This is a genomic window from Chryseobacterium sediminis, assembly GCF_008386505.1.
GTDB classification, from domain to species: domain Bacteria; phylum Bacteroidota; class Bacteroidia; order Flavobacteriales; family Weeksellaceae; genus Chryseobacterium; species Chryseobacterium sediminis.
In genome coordinates this window covers 821,001-839,186 of the sequence record NZ_VUNZ01000001.1, presented here as the reverse complement: position 1 = coordinate 839,186, position 18,186 = coordinate 821,001, and the positions used below count along the sequence as shown (strand labels likewise).

General features: G+C 35.0%; 14 protein-coding genes. 2 read left to right on the top strand and 12 right to left on the bottom strand.

What is annotated here, in order from left to right; all coding sequences use genetic code 11:
- Positions 1–14: 14 nt before the first annotated feature.
- The 8 genes from FW780_RS03895 to FW780_RS22305 all read right to left on the bottom strand — a co-directional run bounded on the left by FW780_RS03895 (position 15) and on the right by FW780_RS22305 (position 6,457).
- Complete coding sequence (locus tag FW780_RS03895; RefSeq protein ID WP_206669027.1) at positions 15–887, bottom strand: YDG/SRA domain-containing protein; 873 nt, start codon at positions 885–887, stop codon at positions 15–17.
- Positions 888–989: 102 nt separating this feature from the next.
- A complete protein-coding gene (locus FW780_RS03890; protein WP_149832297.1) occupies positions 990–1,856 on the bottom strand; it encodes a DMT family transporter in 867 nt (288 codons plus the stop codon).
- 194 nt (positions 1,857–2,050) lie between these two features.
- A complete protein-coding gene (locus tag FW780_RS03885) occupies positions 2,051–2,446 on the bottom strand; it encodes a VOC family protein (protein WP_149832296.1) in 396 nt (131 codons plus the stop codon).
- A 517-nt stretch (positions 2,447–2,963) separates the two neighbouring features.
- Positions 2,964–3,215: a hypothetical protein gene (locus FW780_RS03880; protein ID WP_149832295.1), complete on the bottom strand. Its 252-nt coding sequence runs from the start codon at positions 3,213–3,215 to the stop codon at positions 2,964–2,966.
- 6 nt (positions 3,216–3,221) lie between these two features.
- Positions 3,222–4,460: a hypothetical protein gene (locus FW780_RS03875; protein ID WP_149832294.1), complete on the bottom strand. Its 1,239-nt coding sequence runs from the start codon at positions 4,458–4,460 to the stop codon at positions 3,222–3,224.
- A gap of 41 nt (positions 4,461–4,501) precedes the next feature.
- Entirely contained in the window at positions 4,502–4,669 is a 168-nt protein-coding gene (locus FW780_RS22310; protein WP_167510640.1) for a hypothetical protein, read from the bottom strand.
- 515 nt (positions 4,670–5,184) lie between these two features.
- On the bottom strand, positions 5,185–5,892 hold the full coding sequence (locus tag FW780_RS03870) for a hypothetical protein (protein ID WP_149832293.1): 708 nt from the start codon (positions 5,890–5,892) through the stop codon (positions 5,185–5,187).
- A gap of 280 nt (positions 5,893–6,172) precedes the next feature.
- Complete coding sequence (locus FW780_RS22305; protein WP_002979306.1) at positions 6,173–6,457, bottom strand: bacteriocin-like protein; 285 nt, start codon at positions 6,455–6,457, stop codon at positions 6,173–6,175.
- A 449-nt stretch (positions 6,458–6,906) separates the two neighbouring features.
- On the opposite strand from FW780_RS22305, the gene FW780_RS03860 reads away from it, so the two are divergent.
- Together FW780_RS03860 and FW780_RS03855 are read left to right on the top strand one after the other, a co-directional pair.
- Positions 6,907–7,695: an XRE family transcriptional regulator gene (locus FW780_RS03860; protein WP_149832291.1), complete on the top strand. Its 789-nt coding sequence runs from the start codon at positions 6,907–6,909 to the stop codon at positions 7,693–7,695.
- Positions 7,696–7,966: 271 nt separating this feature from the next.
- Positions 7,967–9,199 (top strand): YaiO family outer membrane beta-barrel protein, encoded by a 1,233-nt coding sequence (locus tag FW780_RS03855; RefSeq protein ID WP_149832290.1) that lies wholly within the window; start codon positions 7,967–7,969, stop codon positions 9,197–9,199.
- Here FW780_RS03855 and FW780_RS03850 read toward each other — a convergent pair.
- Genes FW780_RS03850 through FW780_RS03835 form a run of 4 tightly spaced genes read right to left on the bottom strand, consistent with a single transcriptional unit; the run spans position 9,196 to position 17,975 of the window.
- Complete coding sequence (locus tag FW780_RS03850; protein WP_149832289.1) at positions 9,196–12,633, bottom strand: sulfatase-like hydrolase/transferase; 3,438 nt, start codon at positions 12,631–12,633, stop codon at positions 9,196–9,198. The two genes, FW780_RS03855 and FW780_RS03850, sit on opposite strands and share 4 nt — an antisense overlap.
- Positions 12,627–13,691 carry a HEAT repeat domain-containing protein gene (locus FW780_RS03845; RefSeq protein ID WP_149832288.1) on the bottom strand — a complete coding sequence of 355 codons (1,065 nt, stop codon included), beginning with the start codon at positions 13,689–13,691 and terminating at the stop codon, positions 12,627–12,629. Before FW780_RS03845 ends, FW780_RS03850 begins: the two co-directional genes overlap by 7 nt.
- Before the next feature lie 9 nt (positions 13,692–13,700).
- Complete coding sequence (locus FW780_RS03840) at positions 13,701–14,054, bottom strand: response regulator transcription factor (RefSeq protein ID WP_149832287.1); 354 nt, start codon at positions 14,052–14,054, stop codon at positions 13,701–13,703.
- 12 nt (positions 14,055–14,066) lie between these two features.
- On the bottom strand, positions 14,067–17,975 hold the full coding sequence (locus tag FW780_RS03835) for a response regulator (protein WP_149832286.1): 3,909 nt from the start codon (positions 17,973–17,975) through the stop codon (positions 14,067–14,069).
- Positions 17,976–18,186: the final 211 nt, after the last annotated feature.

The following is an 18,186-nucleotide window of genomic DNA, read 5'->3' as shown; positions in this document are numbered from 1 at the left end:
AAGAGGCTAATATTTTATTCGAAACCATGCGTTTGACGGTGGTATTGTAGATTTGAAAGATTCAATGTATGATTATCATTAATTGTAAGTTCTCCTGATAAACCAATTAATTGTAAGTCATCTTTAATTGAAAATACACCTTTATCAAACATGATATGATGATTAGGGCAAAGACAAATAAGATTATTAGGATTATCATCTCCATTATGGGGTTTACCTAGCGGTTTGATATGAGCTCCTTCTGCATAATGACCTAATTTGGTTGGAATAGAAATCTGACAAACTTGGCATTTAAAATTATATAATCTTTTTATCTGCAATGCAACTTTAGTATCTCGTACAATTCTTAAAATAGTACTTTCTATTCTTTTTTTTGTCCTTTCAGAATAGTCTAATTCAATTTGTTGCACTGTTTTTTTAGACTGATTATTACCAGAATATTCTAAACGAAATCTACAAATTTTGAACCCACTTTTACCAGTTTCTTCCCAAGCATCAACAACGCTATATAATCCAGCATAAGAATAACCATTTTGAGGAGAAAATTCAGATCTATGTGTTGATCCCCGTATAACTCTTACGGGTAATCCTTGGTCCATACTTATTATAAGTCCAGCATTCCCTTTTTCCCATGTCTGATCTCTTATTTGCTTTCCAGTATTGCTATCGTTACCACCAGCACCCGTATAAATAATTTCTTCTCCAAAATCTAAATCATCTTCATATCCTCCAGAAAGAACAATTGCAGCAGTACCTTCTTTTGCATTTCCGTCAATTCCTGCACCCCAATTTCTATGAAAGCTTGTTGGCATCATCTCTTTTCTATTATTAAAATGATATCCCTCTTCAATACCTTCAATTTCACCAAATATAATAGGTTTACTCACAGTTATTTTTTTGTTTAGTAGCAAATATATGATTTTGATGAAAAAAAATAACTGTGAGCAATTTAATTTAGAATATTTTAATAAATAAGATATCTATTTCTATTATTTTTTCTTAATTGAAATCAATGTCTGCAAAGCTACGGAAGCAATAATAAATGCCAATCCTATATAAAACGAAAGATTAACTTCTTTACTTTCATCGAAAAATAAAAAGGCAATAATAATAGCATATACCGGCTCCAGATTGAAAGTTAAGTTCACTGTAAAGGCCGGAATTTTCTTTAAAACTTCTGCAAATATCACATAAAGTCCTACCGTACAAAAAAGCGCTAAAAGCCCTAAATAAGCCATGTCTTTTAATCCAGGAACTATGCTATCTGCTTTGAAATAGAGGAGATATATGGGCAAAATTGCTCCAAGGCATACAGTGCCGGCAAGCATCTGATAATAGTTGATAATAATGCTGTCAAAACGCTGAACCAGGCGCTCATTATAAATGGTATAAAGCGCTGCAACTGCAGAAGAAAATACACCTAAAATAATTCCCAGCTGGTAAGACGCATCAAAATGGAAGATGAGGCTGATTCCCAAAAGCGTCAAAGTACTGAGTCCCAGTTCTGATAACCTGAATTTCTGTCTATCAATAATCGGTTTCAGTAAAGCTGTAAAAAAGCTGGTGAGACAATAGCACACAACTCCAATTGATATATTGGAATATTTGATGCTTGCATAGAACAGAACCCAATGTAAGGTAATAAGAAGTCCTGCCTGAGCAATTTTCAGTTTTTCTTTTCCTGAAGCGGTATTGGGAATTTTAAATATTTTAAGGATAAAAAACAGAATCACGCAGGAAAACATAACTCTGTACCATGTTAAAAGACCTTCATTAAGTGATATCAATTTTCCGAATACTCCTGTAAATCCGGCCAGTACTACGGCCAAATGCAATAATAAATATGATTTTTTCATTGAGAATGAACTGTATAAAGATTTTAAATTATGTATTGTGAAATTTGAAGCATAAACCAATTGGCCAATAAAAATTTATCAGCTTCAGCACTTCAAATCAGAATTTGAAATATTAAAATCTTGGTGGGGAAATACAGCTCGCTAAGTTCATATTTATCTGTTGAATATCAAATATAGAAAAAATAGGGTAAAATCTACATATAAAATACGTTAAACTTGTGTCCATCAGGATCTGCAAACACAAAACCATAATAATTTTCTCCAAAACTCTCAGGTTCTGAAACAATAGTTCCTCCGGCATCTTTTACTTCCTGAGCCCAATCGTCAACCTGATCTTTATTTTCAGCGGAGAGGGTGAATATGATTTCATTGGAGGTTTGAGGATCTCCAAATTTCATTGTTTTTAAATTTCTTTCTATGATGTTTTTTAAGAAAAAGTGAATAACAAATTCATTTTCACCTGCAAAAAAACTTACCAATTCATTAGAACTGTGCGGATTATTGGGCTTGAATCCCAGTTCTGTATAAAATTTCTGTGTGCGTTCAAGGTCGGCTACAGCCAGATTCGCCCAGATCATTTTTGGTTTCATACTATTTATTTTTTGGTTAAGATAAAGGTATTCAGTTTTGTGATCATAAAAGCTGTCATGTGGCAAGATTTTGTATTTTAAGATTAAGAGGAGATTCTCATCAGCTTCAATTTAACATAATATTTGTCTGAGATAAATTCTAATAAACATAGTAAGAGTATTGTAAAAATTAAGAGGAAATACAGAGGCTGTATATACTGATAAAAATTATGAAAATTTTTCTGACTATGAATTTATGATTATAAAGGACTAGACAAGCTTATAAATGAACGTGAAAAAAAAATGTCTGTACAAAAGATGCTGGTGGAGGAAATTAAATAAAGAATTCTGAGAAACGGTTAAAGAATATTAGTAAAGAAAAAAAGAAGAATAAGGGATTCTGGAGAGCTTAGTACTCTCTTTTAATGGGCATAATAAAAATCCTATAATTTATATTATGTTAAATTGTATTTGTTTTCCATTTTCAAAAATCAAATGATCTTTTAATCCTTAGGGCTACGTTTATAGATTTTTGCTATTAGTTTTTGCGTTTATAGTGCAGACTGTTTCTATAGGTGTTTGCTGTACTTTTTGAAACTCCCAAAACCTTTGCTATTCCTTCATCATTTAAATGAGCTTCTTTAATTAAAAGTTCTGTAGCCTTTTTTCTTGCGTCCAAATAATTTTCTTTTCTTGAATTAGAAACAAAATCAGATCTGTTAATACCGGTTTGTAATTCCACAGCTTTCAATATCTGTTCAATTATTTCTTCCTGTTCTGTAAATTTCATTGATTATTACTTGTTAAACGGATATTCATTAATCCAGTGAAAACCTCTCTTGTTTAAGGGATAATCTTCCTTTTTCTTTCTTATTGTTTTTATTTTTATAGAATCGCTCCCCTTAATTCCCGTAAAAATGATACTATCTTTCTGAATATTGTAATGCAGGTAAGCGTAAATGTCTTGTTGATCTGTTTTACGAAGCATAAGTGTTTTTTTTCCAGTATCTAAAACACTCTGAAATACTTTAGTGCTGTCATTGTTAAGAATTATATTTGTCCGGCCTGGATAACTGATCAATATTTTTTTCCAGCCAAAAGAATCATTGACTGGTATTTCCTGATTGTTTATAATAAATTTATCAACATTATACGCACCTTCCATTGGTACAGCCGGAGGTGTATAAAACAGCGCTGATGACGAACTTAATATAAAAAAAGCCACTATGAGCCATTTGAGTCCGGTAAGTGTAATTCTCTTCCATTTTTTGTCAGATGTTCTTTTTTGAAAACGTAATTGCGATGGCTGATGTAAAACAAAAAAACGATATAATGCAATTGCATCACCGCTTACAATAAAGACACAGAATAAAACAATATGACTGGAAAATATTTTTACCGGCACATCATAAAAAAAATTCAACAGAGCCACATTGATCATTACTGTCATGGAAAAAAGTGCGCCAAAAGTTTTGGTTCTCCTGAAAAGAAGTAAAAGTCCACCAATAGTTTCCAACAATCCGGAAATAAATGTATAGCCAGTGGAAGCTCCCATCATGGTCCATACCATACCCATTGGCGACATATCCCCGACTTTTTCTTCTAATCTGCCAATTGAGTTAGCGGGAAATTGTCCGTTGTGCAGTTTTGCAAAACCGTACGAAAGCATTATCATAGCTACATAATAGCGTGCGACTACTACCGTAAACCAATGAAGGTCTTTAAAGGTTCGTTGTTTTTTATCTGCAAGAAGTATAACGAGTGCAGCCACGGCCGCTAAGCCAATATTTACAATTACTACCCAATAATCCAATGTAGTATCGCCGCTGCCAGTCATCTTAATATATTCAACCTGCTTTTGGTGAAAAACATTTTTACACAACCACAGTACTCCATTCTTATATATTCCTTCTAAAGGTGAAAACTGTGATGTAAATATAAAAAGATACACATAAGAAATAATATACAAATGCAGGAAACGTAGTACAACGTTTTGGTTTCTTTGATTGGGAAAATTGATAGATTTTGTATCCATATTAATAACATTATGTAAGGCTGCATTTAAGCACAAAAATTTTAGATCATTTTTGAGATTTTGATACGCTTTAAAAGAATTATTTTTAGCTTGCTTCTCTCCTCTTCCCAAAATCTGTTCATAATTGCCTTAGATTCTCCTAGGCTTTTCAGCATTTTGATGTCTCCATTTTCATCAATTCTATAATGTCCTTTAAATGCATCCGGCATTGCATTGTATGTTTACTTGTTCCAGTGTTTCTTTAAAACAAGGATAACCAAATTTTTCAACAAAATAGGGCAAAGTATTTCTTCCTTTTAAAAGTTCATACTCCTGAAAATTATATGGTGTCGTTTGCTGTCTTTTAGTCAATGATTGGTTAAATTTTTTTTAAAGCTGAGCGATTTCCTTTTCCTCAATAAAAGTCCACGTAAAGCATATATTTTCATATCCAAATAACGCTCTTTCTTGTAGGCACTTGTGAAAAAATCCTTCAGTAATGGATAATTAAAATCATATAGCAATTTCAATACTTTATTTCGAATATCTAATTGTTTTGCTAAGTTATAAATAGTCATCAGATGTTCTACATTATTATTGCTGATAATACTTTGTCTACATTAAATAGTGTATTACGAAATTCAGACTTTTTTTCATTACCTTTTTCGTTTGTTAAAATAACAGGAAAGTCACTGATCATAATATTGCTTAATTATGTTTCTCTTTATCAGTAAAAGTGTAATTCTTAGTTATTATTGTTAATAATCGGTGCAAGTTCTTTTTTTAATTCTTCAAACTTTTCTTTGCTCATCATATCAATTTCCACTAGTTCTTTTGCTTCTTTTAATTTTGCAATCGCTTCATCTCTAGTCATTTTTCTATTTTTTAAAAGAATTTCACCAGACTCAATCCCTAATTCTGTATCCATGACGCTTAAATATTTATTTATTCCAAAAGCTCTATCATTTATTTCTCCCAAAACCATAACTACATACAAAGGTTTATTTTTACTACCTCTATGATATGTTTTTATCTCTCTGACAATAACTTTAGTATTTTTTAAACTGTTATCTGCCATATTCTGTGCTTCACCACCCATAGCAGACATAATGCTTCCAAATCCGGCTGGTCTTCCCATTTGTACAAATTCATAAGTTTTTTTTGAAGTACTTCTTGATTGTGCAATACCTCCTCTTGCTTTATTTCCATAGCTGCCTGAATAAGTTCTTGTATTCAGTTCTTCAGAGGTAGGAGATCCTAGTATTAAAGTATCACCCACCTTCACACTATTTTTACTCGTTGTTACATATTCTTTAACCTGAGCGCCACTTTTAATAGTATTGAAAAAATTAATATCCTGAGTGTTTTCGTATGTCAATAAATCAATATTTTCTTGAGCTTGAATATTTACTATCGATAAAAGAATAGTAAAAAAGGTAATGGTTTTTTTCATAATTGTTATTTAATTAATAGAGTTGCTTATTTACAATCAGCACTAAAATAATTGTTTTTTTTTCAGTTTATGTGATCTAACCAAAGATAATAAATCTAATCTATCATAAATTATGGAATGCCGTAAATCGTCAATAAAATTTATAAATTTCAAATATTACACTGCAGCCGAATCTTCAACAATTTTTTTCAATTAGGAGTTTTAATTGCTGGTGCGGCAAAGGCATAAAAAAACCGCTCTGAAAAGAGCGGTCTGATTTTTTACATGTAATGCTTACTGACTAGCAAGTTGATCCGCACTCAAGTAATTTGATGTGGATTACACCATTTACAACACATTGTGTCTGGCATAATGCGTTAGTTACAACAGTGCTTACACCGCCAACTACACCACCTACTGTAGATCCTACGCCAGTAACTACGCCACCAACGATAGTACCTACTCCGCCTACTACTCCACCTACAACACCTCCTAGTCCACCTAGAAGTCCGCCGATTGGATCTAGTAATCCGTTACCTGAAATAGCTTTTAATTCGTTTCTGTCTAATTTTTTTAAGTTTTTCATAACTATAATTTTATATGATTATTACATCACGAATATATGAATAATATTTTTACAAATGCAAATTATTTTCAATAAATTAATTATATGTTTTTATTATTTAATATTTCATTAATATATGTGTGTTTTAATATAAATATGGTTTTCACTTATATGTGATTGATTTACTAAATGTTAAAAATAATAACTCAATTTATGAAATTTGGAGTTATTGTTTTTGTGCTAAATTCTGTTTATTAATGATTATTATTTAACCTATGCGAAGCCTTGTATATTTGCTCGGAAATCAGTTTTTATCGTGAGAAAATTGAATATTCAGGCATGAAGATTTCTTCGTTTTAGTAAAAATAGAGAGCAAACCAGCTAAATTTCCTTATATCTTATTAGTAAAACCCGCTCCAGTGGTTGTTAACGCATTCAAATTTTGTATTTTTGCTTACATACTTTTATCAATGTCAATTTTTTCAAATAATATACGCTTCTTAAGAGCGAAAAGAAAGCTCTCCCAACAAAATGTAGCTGATGAACTGGTGATCTCCAGAGTCCGGTATTCAAAATATGAGAACGGAATATCTGAACCTCCTATCGAACTGCTTATAAAAATCTCCAAATATTTTCATGTAAGTATTGATCTTATGCTGTCCGTAGATATTCAGAAGTATCCTACGGATGATATGCTGAAACTGCCGGACAATAGAATTGTTCTTCCGGTAGCGGTAGATACCCACGGGAATGATACAATAGAAATTATTCCTCAAAAGGCTTCCATGGGATATCTGGAAGGCTATAGTGATGTAGATTATATTGAGAGCCTTCAGCGTATTGCTCTTCCCTTTCTTACTAACGGAAAATACAGAGCATTCCCCGCAGATGGTGATTCTATGCCTCCATTCAGAAACGGGTCTTATATTGTAGGAAAATATGTGGAAGGAATCAATGATCTGAAACAGGGAAAAACCTATGTTTTTGTAACGCTGAATGACGGGATTACTTATAAACGCTTTAAGGAAAGAAAAGAAAATACAATCTGTGTAAGCGCTGACAATTCTTTCTATGAACCTTATGAGATTCCGTTTGAAGAAGTTGTTGAAATCTGGCAGTATGCTTCAGGAATTTTCCCGGAAGATTTTGAGCCTGGCGACTATGAAAGCTATAATTTTAAAGAAATGTTCCGTGAGCTGAGACAGGATATCAGGGATCTTGATAAAAAGGTTTCTGGCCGCCGCCGTAAACAGTCTTAGTATTCATATCAACCTTATTATATAATATGCTCCTGATTTTATAAACCGGGAGTATATTGTAATGTGCATTATCTTGCTTCATGATGAAGTTTTTTGAAGAAATCAGTTATTTTTAATTACGGCAATAATTATTCCATCATAACTGCTTTTAAGTGTTGTTTAATTGAAAAATAATCTTAAAAAAATATGTTTTGACGAATAATCTCTGGGTTGTGATGTAAAAGTTCAATATATTTGTGATACCAGTAGTTCATTAATAATTAAACTTTCAATGAAAAGATATTCGACCTTTTTATTTGCATTACTTTTTCCAATCACAATGTACAGTCAGCAGAATTTATCAGCTGATGAATTATTCCTTAAAGCCCGAACCGCTGCTTTTGAACAGAAAGATTATCCTGCATCTATTGCTCTGGCCAAAGAGGCATTGGAAAAAGCTCCTAATTATACAGATATTTCTGTTTTTCTGGGCAGGCTATATACCTGGAACAAAGACCTGGCTTCCGCAAGGGCCATATTTGAAGAGCTTGGAAAAAGAGAGGTTCAGGATGAAGATTATTTTCTGGCCTATGCTTCGTTGGAATACTGGAATGATCAAAATACAAAAGCTATTGAAATCATAGATAAAGGACTTTCCTATCATCCTAAATCTGAAACATTATTATTGCTGAAAGCGAAAGTGTATTTTGGGATGGATAATTATGAGGAGGCAGATAAGGCTGTAACTACTCTTTTGACCATCAATCCTAAAAATACAGAAGCAAGGGCTCTTGCGGTAAGAATAAATGAACTTAATTCTAAAAATGCAGTAGGAATTGTTTATAATTACTCTCATTTTGACAAACAGTTTGATGATGACTGGCATATTGTGGGGGTAAGCTATAAGAGAATTACTCCTATCGGTTCTGTAATTCTTCGCGGAAATTATGCCAATAAATTTGCTCAGGGAGGAACACAAATTGAGCTGGAAGCTTACCCAAGGCTTTCTAAAATGTTTTACCTCTATGTAGGCGGAGGTTATTCTGACGATGTCGGTTTGTTTCCGAAATATCGTACTGGAGTTTCTCTGAATGCAAACCTTCCCCATAGTTTTGAAGCAGAATTAGGGTACCGCCAGCTTTATTTCAGCAGCAGTATCTGGATGTATACCGCTGCCATAGGGAAATATTATAAAAACTTCTGGTTTAATCTGCGTACTTATATCACTCCTGACAGCAAAAATATTTCACATTCTTATACAGGAACTGTAAGGTATTATACAAAAGGAGCCCAGGATTATTTTGCTTTCCAGATCGGAACCGGAATTAGTCCGGAAGAAAACCGTAATAACCTTCTGGAAAATGAAACTTTTAAGCTTAAAACATTTAAAATAGGAGGTGAATACAATTTCTCCTATCATTCCAATCTGTTTTCAGTGGGGACGATGTATTATAATCAGGAATACCGTCCGGGTGAAAAAGGAAATCAGTTTGATGTTACGTTAGGCTATACCAGAAAGTTTTAAAACTTTGATTTTACTTTTTTCTTAAAGTTTACCATTACCGAATCAGGCATCAGTTTTTTAGTAGAATAAAACTGGGAATTCATGCTTTTGTATTGATTGAATCTGCCGTTGATTTTACTCAGGGTTGCGTTATTATTGGATGCATCTTCTTCCATATTTTTCAGGGTGAAAAGCTGTCCGTCATGGATATAATACTTTTCAGAAACAAAATCAATAAGCTGGTTTTTGCTCTGCATCATTGGAATTCCGGTTTTGCTGATTTCGGAATCCGGAGAAAATCCTCTTCCTACCCATGTTACCGTAGAAGGTGTACTGATTTTATAATTATTTCTGTAATAAGCCAAAATGGAAGGTGCAATATCAAAATGGCTTGCTGTTTTGTAGAAACGTTTCGATTCTTTCAGCAAAGGTGAATAGATCAGTAATGGTACATGGAATCTATCAATTTTAGACTGTAACGTGATTTCGGGCATACTGTGATCTCCCGTGATTACAAAAATGGTATTCCTGAAATCCGGACGTTTGCTGTAACTTTCAAAGAAACCTTTGATGGCATCATCGGCATTAAGAACCGAAATCAACTGGTCTTTGTGAGCTGCGGCCCATTTCTTCTGTTCAGAAGTTAGAATACCTGAATTTAGCCTTTGATTATACAGCTTTTCATAATAATCTTTATTGTTGATTAAGAAAGGATTATGTGTTGAAAGTGTAAGAATCATATTGAAATATGGACGATCCTGTGGTTTTTGCTGTTGCTGCATTTTACCAAAAACGGCCTGATCTTCATATCCCCAGCTTTCTCCGTTATTGGCGGGAAGCTTGCGGTAAGGATTACTGAATGAAGCCTCGTCTACGATATGATCTACCCCACTATATTCAAGGAACTCGCGGTAACGGTCAAAAGATGTGTGCCCCCCATAATAGAAACCTGTTTCAAACCCGTTCGCCTTCAGAATATTATAAAGATTGAAGTTTTCCGGTGTTTTTTCTATTTCAAGGAAACCGTTCTTTCCAAAAGGAAGTGATCCTGTGATTGATGGCAATGCCCCAAATGTTCTTCCTGCTGAGCTTAAAGAGTTTTCCCAATATAATCCTTTGCCGGATAAAGAATCTAAGTATGGAGTGAAGTTACCGATATATCCCTTTGGAGAAGTATAAGCATGTCCAAAACCTTCCATGATAAGGAAAACGATGTTGGGAACTTTTTCAGATTTGTTGAAATAAGGTCCTAAAAAGTCCGGTGTATTTTCTTTTCTCCAGAAAGGAAAATTTTTGTCGAGCATTTCTGCGTTGGCGGTGAAGTCTTCATTTTCGCTCAGTAACTTATTCAGCTCAGGATGATCACTGATAAAATTGTCTTCATTGGATTTAAAGAAATAAGCCCATTTACTTTTTGCAGCATTTTGGTTAAATTCATTCTCAGAACCCAAGGTTTTGGCACCCAGTATATTGGATGGGATGAAAAATGCTGCTAACCCGAAGACCAGTAATACAAGTCCCGGATAGATGGATTTTAAGGCTGCTTTACCTGCTATCCATATAGGAACGAGAGAAGCCGTTATTAAAATACCCAGTAGTGCAAAGTTCTTAAAATTAAGCATTCCGCTTGCCTGTAAAATCTGCTTCATCTCTTCTTTGCTGTAGTATAAAAGGTCTGCACCCAATATATTGCGGGTTTCTGCGAAATACAGAAATAAAATATACTGAGTAACGGTAACAACAAGCAAAATTGTAACAGCAAGAGCTCTTGCCCAGCTTTCTCTGACGAAATTGATAATAAGATAAGCAGTTCCAACACAAAATGTGAGTCTGAGGGCAAATAAAATATTGTCTGTAAAAAGGTTTCCAATAATTGCAGAAGTTTCCAATTTTGGAAATGTATACCGATACCATAACCATTCTGCAGTTACTCCCACTAAAAATAAGGCAAAGAAAACTAATGTGAGTATTCCCCATTTTTTAAGACCTGACTGAAGAATAGCGTACATTCTTTCTTTGAAAGGTAAATGCTGTGTGCTTTGATTGAAGCCCTGCCTTGTCATTTCGCCCCAGCCGTGAGATTTTTTGAAGTAATCTATAAATCCGCTTACTCCTGCTTTTACCACAATAGGATGAAAATAAAAAGGTTCGGAAAAAGCTGTTACTATAAGGGTGAGGAAATCTTTTCTTTTGGTATAAACCTGCCTGCTTACAAGATCTACCAATATTGAATAAATAGAATAAAGAAATCCCATTGAAATAACGAGGGCAAACAGAACCGTAAAGAACGGCCAGTTGATAATTCCCAGCAATAAAAAGATAATAAAGATGATATATCCTGAAAACTCGATTAACGGACCCAGAAATTCAAAGAAGAACCAATACGGAAGACTGATCATTCCTAGTTTTCCATATTTCGGATTGAACATCATCTTTCTGTGCTTCCACAGGGTTTCCATTGTTCCACGCATCCATCTGTTACGTTGTTTTCTGAGAATATCTTTGGATTCGGGAACTTCTGTCCAGCATAAAGGATCCGGAATGGTAAGCACCTCATAGGGTTCATTCCTTTCTTCCATGTACTTTCTCATCCTTACCACCAGCTCCATGTCCTCTCCCACCGTATTTTTATCATAACCGCCGCAAGCGAGTACTATTTTTCTGTCAAAAACTCCAAAAGCACCAGAGATCAGAATCAGTCCTGATGCCCGGGACCACGCCATACGTCCGAGTACAAAAGCTCTTATGTATTCTAATGCCTGTGTTCTGCCCAAAAGGGTTTTCGGCATGTTGACACTTACTATTTTACCGTTTTCTATTACACAATTATTAGCAAGACGAATGACTCCACCGCAGGCGATGAACTTTTTATCGGTCTGTTCCAGCATTGGTTTTGCGAGTTTCAGGATTGCATCCTGCTCCAGAATACAGTCTACGTCAATACAAACGAGATATTTGCCGGAAGAAATATTCACTCCTACGTTCAGGGCATCTGCTTTTCCGCCGTTTTCTTTATCAACAACAATCAGTTTTTTAAAGGCTGGATTTTTACTTTTATAAACGCCTCTTACAGTATTGGTTTCTATTTTTCCCTGAATGAAATAAGCCATGGATTCCAGTTCATAAGCTTCAATAAGCTTTTGGATGGAATCATCTTTGCTTCCGTCATTTACAATAATAATTTCGAGGTTATGATAGTAAAGAGATAACAGAGAACGTACATTTTCTACAATGGTCATTCCTTCATTATACGCCGGAGCAATAACGCTGAATACCGGAGCATTGGGGTTTGCAGCAATAATGCTGTAATCTGTAAATGTGTTTTCTTTTTTATAACGAAGTACAGCTCCAAGTGCATAAATTCCTATCCAGCCATAGATAAGGGTTATGGCCGTTCCGTAAATCAGGAATAGCCAGATAACAACTTCATAGATGATGTGTGAGAATTCTAACATACTTTTTCCTGTAACGCGTATTTAATGATTTGAATTAATTCCTCTGGTGAAGTCTCTTTTTTTGATATTTCTATCAGGTAGTCCTGTTTTTCCATTGCGCATAAAGCCTCTGCTGCATAGACCTTTATTCCGGAATCTGTGTCTTTTAATAATTGATCTTTCAGAAAATCTACGGAACATAGGTCTTTTGATTTCTTCATTACTTTAAGCATCTCTTTCTGTACTTCAAGAGGCTGATTGGGATATACTTCCATGAGATAAGCAATAGTTGAAGAATTTTCAAGGGATAATAATGTCTGTACTGCCTGTACCCGTACTTCAACCGAAGGATGATCCAGCAGATCAATGACTGAAGGATAAAGAGATAATACCTGAAATTTTCTTAATAGTTTAAGGGTAAAAATTACCACTGAAGCATTAGAACTTTCAACCCAGCTTTTGATGTTGTCACTGGAATTTTCAGGAATGCTGGTGACTGAAATAAGCAGACGCAGCTGCTGCCATTCTGATATCTTTGTTGAAAAGCTGTTCAGAAAATGGAGTCCTTCAAATCCCTTAAAATGAACCATCGCATATTGTGCTTCCTGATAAACCTGTGGTGAAGGATGCGTTAAAAATGTAGAAATCTTTGGCAGTGCTTCTTCTACATTCATCGCTGTAAGTTCCTGTATGCCTCCTGCAATAATATGTATCTTCTTTTGATTCAGCTTTTTTAATGCTTCTTCCTGAAGACCATATTCCTGAAAAAGGTCTTTGAGTTTATGCTGTGCTGCACCGGAAAATTTCTTCTCGGATTCTGCCAGTTTTTGTAGGAATAAATTTCTGAATAAAGAATGTCCGGATGCTGTTGAAAAGTTTTTGTCAGCAGAGGTTTCTTCACCATATACAATCACTTCTGAAATTCTTTTATTGATCATTTCTGACCATCTGAAAATATGGAGAGATTCTCTGTACTGATAAAAGCTGTAAATGAGTACGGCTATGATCAGTAAGAGTACTAAAGAAAGCATTCCCATAAATACAAGAAAAAGAAAATGCACAGAAGTAGTGAGAAACATGGTTATAGTTTATTTTGAAAATCTTTTTATTCTTAATATCAATTCATTGGGACTGAATGGTTTTACTATAAAATCGGCAGCTCCGAGGTCAAAAGCATTCAGTACCACTTCTTCCTGCCCCATACTGGAAAGCATGATCACTGGTACCTGCTTGTCCATTGTTTTGATAGCTGAAAGTATTTCAATTCCCGAGGCAAATGGCATCATAATATCTGTAATAGCCAGATCTACCTCTTTGGTTTTAAGGGTTTCAATAGCATCTTTACCATTGCGGGTGAGGATCACTTCGTGGCCTTCTTTTAATAATTTATGTTCTATCGTTTTTAGAATCAGTTCGTCGTCTTCAGCGATTAGAATCAACATAGTTTTATTTTTTTATTGTATTAAATTTTTAATTAATTGTAATCCTGTTGTTATTTCCTGGATGATTTCCTGTTCCATGGCAGCAAAATCCATATCCGGATTTGTTTTTCTTTCCCAGTCTGCCGTATATTCTGTAAGTTTCAGCAATCCTGCGGTTCCGGAAGTTCCTTTGAGTTTGTGAAGGATCAATTTCAGGTTGGTACTGTCTTTTTCAGCGGCATTTTTTTTAATATCTTCTTCAGCCTGAGTAAGCTGTTGTATTACGAGGTCCAAAAATACTTTTCTGAAATCTTCATCATCATCACCTATTTGTTCATTCAAAAGATTGATATCCAGATATTTTGTCTCATCCAGAGAATCCTCAGACACTGTATGATTTTTATTCATAATGTATTTCTTCAGCATTTCCAGAAGATCGGCCTGTCTTAAAGGTTTAGGCAGAAAATCATTCATCCCGGAATCCATACATTTTTCTCTTTCTCCCAATACATTTCCGGCTGTTACTCCAATAATCGGAACTTCAGCATAGCCGGGCAGTAAACGGATTTGTTTTGTAGCCTCAATACCATCCATTATTGGCATCTGAACATCCATTAAAATGATATTGAATGTTTTTTCTTTGCACTGTTCCCATGCCTGTAAGCCGTCAGTAGCTTCTATAAGCTCTGCATCAGGAATTAATGAACGCATCATTTTATGGTTAAGGACCATATTAACAGGATTGTCATCCACCAATAGAACCTGAGGTGCCTGCATAAGTAATGAAGTGTCAGTTTCCGGATGTGGAACTTGTCTGATTTCTTTTTCTGTGTGCTTTACAGCCTGTTTCAATGTTTTATACAGTTCTTCTGATTTGATAGGCTTCAGCAGGAAGTAAGAATTGTTTTCCTGACGGAAAGAATTGATGACATCGTGTTCTTCGGAAGAAGTGTGAAGGATAATCAGAGGAGAAAGCTCGTTTTGTTTATTAAAAAGTTCCTTGATTTTTTCTATGGTTTCCAGTCCTGAAATGATCGGCATATGGTAATCCATAAGAATAACATCGAAACGTTCCCCGGCAAGAAGTATCTGAAGAGCTTCCATACCATTGGCAGCCAGCTTTGAATCTATATTTTTATAGGCAAGCATATGCTGAAGAATCACCCTGTTGGCTTCATTATCATCAACAATAAGAACTCTGTTTATTTTCAGATCTTCTTCTTCAGGGTGTTCTGTCATTTCATAAGGAATCTGAATGTCAAAATAGAAAACAGAACCCTTTTCAACCTCGCTCACCAAAGACAGGCTGCTTCCCATATATTTGAGAATATTGTTTGAAATGGTAAGCCCAAGTCCTGTTCCGCCATAACGTTTGCTGATAGAGCTGTTTTCCTGAGTGAAGGCATCAAAAATAAACTGCTGTTTCTCTTTATGAATACCGATTCCGGTATCCCGGACTGAAAATCTTAATGTGATATCTTTATGGTCAATCTTCAGTTTTTCTACTTTAAGTTCTATTTCTCCCTGTGAGGTAAACTTGACTGCATTTCCGAGAAGGTTGATCAGAATCTGTTTCAGTCTGGATTCGTCCACCCAAATGGTTTCCGGAAGTCCCTGTTCTATATTTAACAGTAATTCTATATTTTTTTTCTGCGATTGATAAAGGATAACGTTGATCACCTGGCTTACAAGATCATATACATTGGATTTTTCAATAGAAAGATCCATTTTTCCAGATTCTATTTTAGAAAAATCGAGAATATCATTAATGATGCTTAACAGATTTTCCCCGGATTCATTAATATAATTGAGGTATTGAGTCTGTATCTCGTTCAACGGAGTTTTTAGCAGAAGATCAGAGAATCCAATGACACCATTTAGCGGAGTCCTGATTTCATGGCTCATATTGGCTAGAAATTCTGATTTTGCTTTATTGGCAATATCAGCCATTTTCTTGGCGTTTTTAAGCTCTTTATTGATTCTTACGGATGCTGTAATATTTTGTGCAGAAACAATGATTCCGCCTATTGTATGACTGGAAAGGTACCATGGAGTAACTTCAATATTGTAATGCTGAATTATTTCTTTACCAGGGACTTCTATTGCCATGTCTTCATTTTTATAGGCAATTCCTGCTAAGGCATCCTTATATATTTTTAACCTTTCATCCGGTACATTAGGAGAAATTTTGAACATATTCTCCCCGATAAGCCTGATATCATTCATCTGGAATTCATCTTTCCAGCTGCTGCTTACAGAAAGATAATTAAGCTCTTTGTCAAACATAGCCACTGTTGCAGGAACATAGGCGACGAATGACTGCAGCATCGCCTCTTTTTTGGCCAGTTCAAGGTATATATTTTTGAAATTATCAATATCCTGAATGATTCCATATACTCTGATACAGGCTCCTTCTTCAAACTCCGGTATTCCTTTTACCCTTACCCAGATCATCACACCGTCATTTCGTACAAGCTGTAATTCTTCATCATAAGGAACACCTTCTGTTACAGCTCTCTCAAATAAAAACTTTAGTTTTTCGCGGCTGTCTTCGCTGTAAAAGCCCAGTGCATTTTCCAGATTGGGCTGGAATGTTTTATCTATTTTATGTATTTCTCTGGTAGACTGTGACCAGAATACGGTATTCTTTTTAAGATTAACTTCCCATCCCCCCACCTGGGCTACAGCACTTGTCTGTTCCAGCATTTTTTTGGTATGAACAAGATCTTTTTCCAATGTCATTCTTTCGGTAACATTCAGTGCGGTGCTTACTACATAAGGGTTTCCTTCTTTATTGATTTCCACCAGATTGTGGTACATCCAGATCACTTCTTCACCTCCTTTGGTTTTCAGAATCATAGTTCCGAAATCTTCCTGATTTTTGTTAATTCTTTCCAGATACTGTTCCAGCAATGGCCAGTTTTTTTCAGGGACAAGGTCTCTGAGATTCAGTCCTTCCACTTCTTCTGCAGAGTACTGCAGGGTTTCTCTTCCTTTTTCGTTTACGGCGGTAATATTCCCTTCCATGTCATGCATACTCATGAGGCCTATTGCATTTTCAAAGAAGCTTCTGAAGCGGCGTTCTGAACTTTCGAGCTTTAATTTTTCTTCGATACGCTGGGTAATATTAATTCCGAAGCAGAAAATTTCAGAATACTTCTGATTCAGTTTCAGATTCCATTCTACAATAATGGTTTGTGTATCATCAATATTTGTAGATGTGGTAAATGTTACTTCTTCATCTGTAGTGGGGAGATTTTTGGTAAGCAGTTGCAGTTGGGAGTTATGGTTACCCAAAACATTGAGGAAGTTCTGGTCAATGACCTGAGACTTCTCCAATTGAAAAACGTTTTCAAAAGCTGGATTGACATCTTTCAGAGAGAAATCTTTATCCAGAACACAGATCAGGTTATTGGAAATACTAAATGTCTGTTGAAAATATTCAGCCTGAATGTTTTTTCTTTTACCAGTCAGGACTTTTGTGATCGCCTCTCCTATCTTTTTCAGGGTTGAGATCTGATCGTCTGTAATTGTTTTAGGCTTATAATCAATGACGCAGATGGTTCCTAATACAAATCCTTCATCATCAATCAGAGGAATTCCTGCATAAAACCGGATTCCTCCTGCCAGAATAAGCGGGTTGTCAAAAGATCTTTCGTCTAATAAAGTATCATTGATAACAACCACCTCTCCACTTGCAATAGAATATTGGCATAAAGTACTTTTCCTGTCTACAAAATCAAGGGCAAGACCCACGCAGCTTTGGATGGTCTGAGTTTCACTTTCCATCATGGCAATAAGCGCTGCAGGGCAGTCGGTCACGAGGCATGCTGTTTCTGCAAAAATGTCTAACTGGGGATCTTTTTCCAGGTTTAAAAGATCAAAAAACTCCAGTTTCTTCATTCGGGCTTCTTCATTTGCAGGAATTGGATACTTCTTCATATATTATTTCAACTGTTAGAGATTTTTCATTTTCGATTATTAAAAAATGATAATCAAAGCCTTAAAGTTTGTGTTTTAAGCATTTTTAAGTCCTTTAAATTATTATTTTAATAAGTAAACCAAAATACGAAATAATTTTGTATTCCATTGTAGTAAATTTCACAATAAAGGTATATATATGATTATTTCAAATTCATTGAAGTGAATTCCG

Bases quoted from the DNA above. Each gene is read 5' to 3' on its own strand.
- FW780_RS03890 (WP_149832297.1), bottom strand. From the start codon at position 1,856: ATGAAAAAATCATATTTATTATTGCATTTGGCCGTAGTACTGGCCGGA.
- FW780_RS03885 (WP_149832296.1), bottom strand. From the start codon at position 2,446: ATGAAACCAAAAATGATCTGGGCGAATCTGGCTGTAGCCGACCTTGAA.
- FW780_RS03880 (WP_149832295.1), bottom strand. From the start codon at position 3,215: ATGAAATTTACAGAACAGGAAGAAATAATTGAACAGATATTGAAAGCT.
- FW780_RS03875 (WP_149832294.1), bottom strand. From the start codon at position 4,460: ATGGATACAAAATCTATCAATTTTCCCAATCAAAGAAACCAAAACGTT.
- FW780_RS22310 (WP_167510640.1), bottom strand. From the start codon at position 4,669: ATGCCGGATGCATTTAAAGGACATTATAGAATTGATGAAAATGGAGAC.
- FW780_RS03870 (WP_149832293.1), bottom strand. From the start codon at position 5,892: ATGAAAAAAACCATTACCTTTTTTACTATTCTTTTATCGATAGTAAAT.
- FW780_RS22305 (WP_002979306.1), bottom strand. From the start codon at position 6,457: ATGAAAAACTTAAAAAAATTAGACAGAAACGAATTAAAAGCTATTTCA.
- FW780_RS03860 (WP_149832291.1), top strand. From the start codon at position 6,907: ATGTCAATTTTTTCAAATAATATACGCTTCTTAAGAGCGAAAAGAAAG.
- FW780_RS03855 (WP_149832290.1), top strand. From the start codon at position 7,967: ATGAAAAGATATTCGACCTTTTTATTTGCATTACTTTTTCCAATCACA.
- FW780_RS03850 (WP_149832289.1), bottom strand. From the start codon at position 12,633: ATGTTAGAATTCTCACACATCATCTATGAAGTTGTTATCTGGCTATTC.
- FW780_RS03845 (WP_149832288.1), bottom strand. From the start codon at position 13,691: ATGTTTCTCACTACTTCTGTGCATTTTCTTTTTCTTGTATTTATGGGA.
- FW780_RS03840 (WP_149832287.1), bottom strand. From the start codon at position 14,054: ATGTTGATTCTAATCGCTGAAGACGACGAACTGATTCTAAAAACGATA.
- FW780_RS03835 (WP_149832286.1), bottom strand. From the start codon at position 17,975: ATGAAGAAGTATCCAATTCCTGCAAATGAAGAAGCCCGAATGAAGAAA.